General features: G+C 48.9%; 4 protein-coding genes and 2 tRNA genes. 3 read left to right on the top strand and 3 right to left on the bottom strand.

Annotation, left to right across the window (positions count from 1 at the left end; genetic code table 11):
- Positions 1-312: 312 nt before the first annotated feature.
- A complete protein-coding gene (locus LLG46_00030; GenBank protein MCE5321681.1) occupies positions 313-1,686 on the bottom strand; it encodes an HD-GYP domain-containing protein in 1,374 nt (457 codons plus the stop codon).
- Positions 1,687-1,697: 11 nt separating this feature from the next.
- The gene (locus LLG46_00025) at positions 1,698-3,542 is read right to left on the bottom strand and encodes a HEAT repeat domain-containing protein (protein MCE5321680.1); all 1,845 of its coding nucleotides are present in this window, start codon (positions 3,540-3,542) and stop codon (positions 1,698-1,700) included.
- Positions 3,543-3,678: 136 nt separating this feature from the next.
- Here LLG46_00025 and LLG46_00020 point away from each other — a divergent pair, with 136 nt between their 5' ends.
- Positions 3,679-3,915: a hypothetical protein gene (locus tag LLG46_00020; protein MCE5321679.1), complete on the top strand. Its 237-nt coding sequence runs from the start codon at positions 3,679-3,681 to the stop codon at positions 3,913-3,915.
- Positions 3,916-3,940: 25 nt separating this feature from the next.
- On the opposite strand, the gene LLG46_00015 is transcribed toward LLG46_00020, so the two are convergent.
- Positions 3,941-4,480, bottom strand: coding sequence for an isoprenylcysteine carboxylmethyltransferase family protein (locus LLG46_00015; GenBank protein MCE5321678.1), 540 nt, complete (start codon positions 4,478-4,480; stop codon positions 3,941-3,943).
- 277 nt (positions 4,481-4,757) lie between these two features.
- On the opposite strand from LLG46_00015, the gene LLG46_00010 reads away from it, so the two are divergent.
- Positions 4,758-4,834: transfer RNA gene (locus LLG46_00010), tRNA-Ile, on the top strand.
- Positions 4,835-4,902: 68 nt separating this feature from the next.
- Positions 4,903-4,978 (top strand) — tRNA-Ala (locus tag LLG46_00005).
- Positions 4,979-5,264 lie beyond the last annotated feature (286 nt).

The following is a 5,264-nucleotide window of genomic DNA, read 5'->3' as shown; positions in this document are numbered from 1 at the left end:
TGTCTGACTTGGGACCATCCTTGTAGATACGAGTTCACCGATTAATCCGGGACCCAGGATACCGTCCAGTCTCTTTTTAGTCATACAAGGTAGAGGAAACCATCTCGCTAACGTGCTCAAGGCACTCGAATCTGCTCGTCTACTCTACCAGGTGGATCATAGCGTCCTATTATCCACCATTATCTGACAGGCAAGGCAATAATACAAGGAATCTGCTGTGAACCTGACGCAACAATAGCAGGTTTGGTGTCGCAATCGAGCGATGACTGATTAGGCCTTTTGCAATCTCATCTTGCATTTTTAATTTTATATTTATGCAGCGGCCAGTTTGTCAGCATATGGCAGCAGCACTTCAACAGGCTGTGCAATCGAGTCAATCTCAAACGCCGGGTCAGTATTTGTCGACAGGTCTATATCGAGAGGACCGTCGGTCGTTGAGATAATTCGCAGAGTGGGCCGTGTTGGATGTTTGTTGCTTCCGCCCACAACTATTGCGTAATCACCTTTCATCAATCGCACCAGCGAACCGAGTGGATGCAGCTTGGCACGGGCGGCGAACCTGGCCATAAGCTGCCGATCATACTGTCCGGGAGCTTCGTACAACATCCATGCGATTGCCTGCTGAGCATTCCAGCGTTCCCGATATGGCCGATCCGTGGTCAGCGCATCATATGTATCGACGATAGCGACCAGCCTGCTCAAAAGATGCGGCCTGTGAGTCATGGACACGGCCGGATATCCACTTCCATCGGATCGAATATGATGTTCAAGAGCTATAGTGGATGCCAGCGCAGGCAGGTCGGGCAGTCCCGCGAGTGCTCTTGCGCCCTCGGCTGGATGTCTATGTATCTGCTGCCACTCTTCTTCAGTCAGCTTGCCTGGTTTGCGTACTATCTCAGCGTCCACAAAGACCTTGCCGACATCATGCAGCAGTGCCGATATTCCAAGTTCGAGTGTGGATGGTGTATCGAGGCCCAGGTCCTTGCTAAGGACCATAGAGAGAATGCAGACGTTTACGCTGTGCTCTGATAGGTAACGGTCATAGCTTCTGATGCCGGTGAGCGCCAGGAGTGTGCTGTCATCATGTATCAGGCTTTGAAGCGAATCAGAGACCACAGTCCTTATCTCCGGCACGGGTATTTGAAGTCCCGATTCCACGGCTTTCATCGCTTGCTCGACGAGCAGCAGTGCCTCTTCATATATATCAGCCGGGTCCTTTCCTTCGCGTGATTCTATGGGCATGACACCATATTTGGTCTTTATATGAACTATATTTCGCCTGCTGATTTCCATTTCTATATTTCCGCGCAGAGCCAAATTCTCCGGTGAAAGGCTGAGGATTTCCGCGAAATCGAGCAGTTCATCAGGCGTGATTCCCGATATGAGCCTGAGTTCACTGACCTTTCTTGCATGCAGAGTATCCGCAAATGAAGCCAATGTGCCGGTGTTGTCTTCGATGGGAAAACTGTCGAGTGCGAAATACGACTTCGCCACAGCAATCACAAGGTTCGGCTGGGTCAGAAGCAGTGCTGCCAGCGTTTGATGAGCATCATCGAGCATATCCTCGATAACCGGATGTGAACGCCCATATTGCGCCACACTTTTTGCGCATATATTGATTTTGGATAGAGCATCAGCAATAAGAGCATGCATATCCGAGGGCTGTTTATTGATAATTTCGTCCATATACTCGTCTCCTATGCTGCTTTCTTCTGCTTATCTCTAATATGCTGGGCTGCACGCAAGGCTGATTGTCGTATATTTTCAAATTTGGACCTGCCGAAAAGGTGTCTGCGTTTAGCAATCTTGTCGAGGAAGTCCAGTGTGGCTGCGTCGCCCAGTTTTCCCAGTGCGTCGACGGCTGCGATACGAATCCCCATTACCGTATGCGAGGCTGCTTTCATCAATATCTCAGATACCATCGGCACTCTCACATTCGGCAGCATCTCGACTGCCATGATTGCCAGAGCCTCATCGTCACCGTGTATTACCGATGCTACTTCCTCCAGCGCCCATGCTCGTCCAATCCCTATCAATATTTCCAGCGCCGCCACTTTGCCGGATGGCGATCCGTCACGCAGCAGGTCAGCCAACTGAGCCGATGCTGATGTGCCATTCTTCACGATTGCGCGAATAATGGACTGTTTGAATTCTTCTGATGAGTTTATGTCAAGCATTCGGATCATACCCAATGCAATTTCAGGGCACAGATCGACCAGCGCAGCCGATATTCTAATTGCCTCAGCGCTGCCGTTTTCCAATGCCAGGCTTATCAATAGATCGAGTTTGTCTTTTTCGAGTCCCAGAAGCGCGGATCGCACATTGGTCTTTCTCCAACCACTTTCATTATCACAAACAGCTTCCTCTATGAGTCCGCCGGCAAAGAGCAGCGCACAGTTAAGGTCATTGACGTCCATTGCTCGAAGCACCATCTCAGCCAATGCCTTGACAATGCGCGAGTGTTCACAGGCGCTGTTTTCCCATCTCATCAGTGTGAGCAGAGTAGTGCCTGTGGATGTCATTATGGAGACAGGCTGGAGTTCTCTCCTCCATGCCGACAGCGGTCCATATGCGCGCGCTCCAAAGAGATCATCAAATGCATTCGGTTTCGGCAGGTCTTTCTGCATCATCTGCCCGACCATGTTTTCTATATCGCTGATATTCTCAATACGGCGATGGACATTATCATCATTTTCATCATCAAGCGTAAACCCGCCGAATGTCGGTCGCATTTCCTGCGGCAGTTTTAGTATTGCTTTTCTGATTTGCGGTGCAGCTTTATCCCATTCTTCCGAATGTGTTCCGGCAAGCGATTTCAAATCGTTGACGACCTCGCCGGCAATTTCACCCGACATATCTTGACGCCTTGCCGCATGAAGTTTGGTAACTGCTTCCCGTATCAATCTTGCGGCAGAATCCGGATTAGATAAAACTTGTGTGATCGGCAGTTTTGGCAGATTGTCTTCTTCTTTGTCCTGTTGGGAGAGCCAGTTAAGCACAGAGGCCAACACGCGGTCATCATCAAAACTGTCGTCCGCCACTGCCACGTGGTCTTCATCGGAGTCGTCCTCAGTCGTGTAGACCGCCTCAGTCAGAACAATTCTGCTCACACCGCGCTGGCGCAGATATGTGCTCGGTCCGCCGCTTGATCTGACATCGCGCGGCTCAGCATTCAAAAACAGTATGAATTCGCGCAGTTGCTCCACAGGCGGAGTGCCAACAAACGTAATTGCCATTGCCCCGCGAGCCCTTATTCTTTGGCATATCTGTTTGCTGTCAGGTGTCGTGTTGAAGTAGTGTTCGTTTATGATCACTGCATTTTTTGCGAAAATACAGGTGGCGCGTTCATATGTTTCCACGAACTGCTCGACACATCCTGCCAGTTCACCAAGGACGGCAAGTGAGTTTGGATGCTCAATCCCATAGAGACTGATCTGTGTGCGAGCAAGTTCAATGGCTTTTATTGTTTCTATAAGCGCTGGTGGCTGCTCCAGCTTTGCCAGGAGTTCGTCGGGTGCTGTTTGTTGCTTATCGTTGGTCATGAAACAGTGCCTCCGATTTTGCTCAAATATGTCTTTCCACATTTGTGTTCATATTTGCGAACTTGGCATCCGAACGCAATCGGTCCGATTCATCTGTTTTGCTCTGAGAGTGCGGTAATGCTATAGTGGAGCCACTATGGAGAAATACGATAAGAAACAGATATACGAATATTGTCAGATACGTTCGATCATGGTCAGACTGGATGTTATCAGGGTGACCGCCACAATGCCTGATTACGTGCATGCTGAGGTGAATCTGCTCCCGGTGGGGTGTAACAGAGCTGAGGACTGTAGGCGCGAAGGCATAAGATGCATTGTATACGATAAACACGGCTCCGATCCTTGTCCAGAAGCCTGGAAAGGAGAGTTTTGATATTTAGTAGTTTGTATATTTGATTTTATATTTGGGCTTTGGCGTATGGTGTCAGCCTTGGGACGAGTAGGGGAACCTCGCTTCTGTAATGTGCATACTCATCGCCAAACCTTGCTCCAAGTGCTCTTTCCTCGAAGATTATCAAATACGGTATGATGATCGCTATCACCACCGGCAGCAGGACAAACGCCGAGATTGACCTTTGAAGAAGCGCCACACCAAGCAGCAAAAAGATCAGCCCGATCACGCTTGGGTTCCTTGTGTATGCATAGGGGCCTGTCGTCACAAGGACCTGAGTGGGATGGAATGCGGTTCCAAATACTTCAAGAGGGAGTCCTTTGCCCACGAACAGCAGGTATGTATATGCCCACGAGACCCAAAATACGCCGACAAGGAATGAAAAGGCCGCCAATATAAGCAAAATCGGAGTGTCACCAAGATGTTCAATGCCCAGTGCATGATCCAGCGCCTGCGCGATAAACCAATATATCGTCGGCGCTGCCGCTCCAATCATCACCAGTGAAAGAACTATACCGAACACTGCTTTTTTTGCGCTTACATTCATGTCAAGTCACCCCAATTAGATTACCCGATGACGGATGAGCTCAAACACGTCTTTTGATTTCATAACATTTATCAGTGAAAAAGCATAAAAAAGTGAAGCTCGGACCCTTGACTTCCGGTATCAGTATGTCTATAATATACCTTGCGCGTTGGTGTATAGGAGCCTAAGCTGATAGTAATTATCGACAGCTAGATATCGGCTCAATCGACGAGATGTTCCTTGAAATATCAGGGGAGGCGAATCGTCTTCCCTTTTTGTTGTCTAAATGCATGATCGTGGGCCTATAGCTCAGTTGGTTAGAGCGCACCCCTGATAAGGGTGAGGTCGTTGGTCCGAATCCAACTAGGCCCACCATTCGGGTTTCAGGTTCCGGGTGTAAGGTAGCGGAGTAGTTTCCGGCATCCAACATCCATCACCTGACTGGGGGCTTAGCTCAGCTGGGAGAGCGATTGCTTTGCACGCAATAGGTCAGGGGTTCGAATCCCCTAGCCTCCACCAAAAAAGGCAGCAAAGAATTGCCGAGTTTTTGCAAAAAAGTATTGACTGCATAGATTTCGGCGATGTATAATACATTTCCGTGCGCCGTGGTATATCCCCGGTAAAAGTACCAAATTGGCTGGTTGAGTCGATCCGGTATTGCGGAAGTTAGTTCTTTGACAATTGTATATTGATGCGAAAACGTATGCGAAGCCTTAAGATCCGGTTGTATGTTATGTAAGATGTGTAGTGTGTTAATCTCACGACACAGTGACTCATAACTTGCAACGGTATTTAAGTTTTTGGT

This window comes from bacterium, assembly GCA_021371935.1.
GTDB lineage: Bacteria > Armatimonadota > UBA5829 > UBA5829 > UBA5829 > UBA5829.
Note: the sequence above shows the minus strand (reverse complement) of the source record. Positions and strands in the feature narration are given on the sequence as shown.

What these genes read in the sequence shown, in the direction of transcription:
- LLG46_00020 (MCE5321679.1), top strand. Translation starts at nt 3,679, where the DNA reads ATGGAGAAATACGATAAGAAACAGATATACGAATATTGTCAGATACGT.
- LLG46_00015 (MCE5321678.1), bottom strand. Translation starts at nt 4,480, where the DNA reads ATGAATGTAAGCGCAAAAAAAGCAGTGTTCGGTATAGTTCTTTCACTG.
- LLG46_00025 (MCE5321680.1), bottom strand. Translation starts at nt 3,542, where the DNA reads ATGACCAACGATAAGCAACAAACAGCACCCGACGAACTCCTGGCAAAG.
- LLG46_00030 (MCE5321681.1), bottom strand. Translation starts at nt 1,686, where the DNA reads ATGGACGAAATTATCAATAAACAGCCCTCGGATATGCATGCTCTTATT.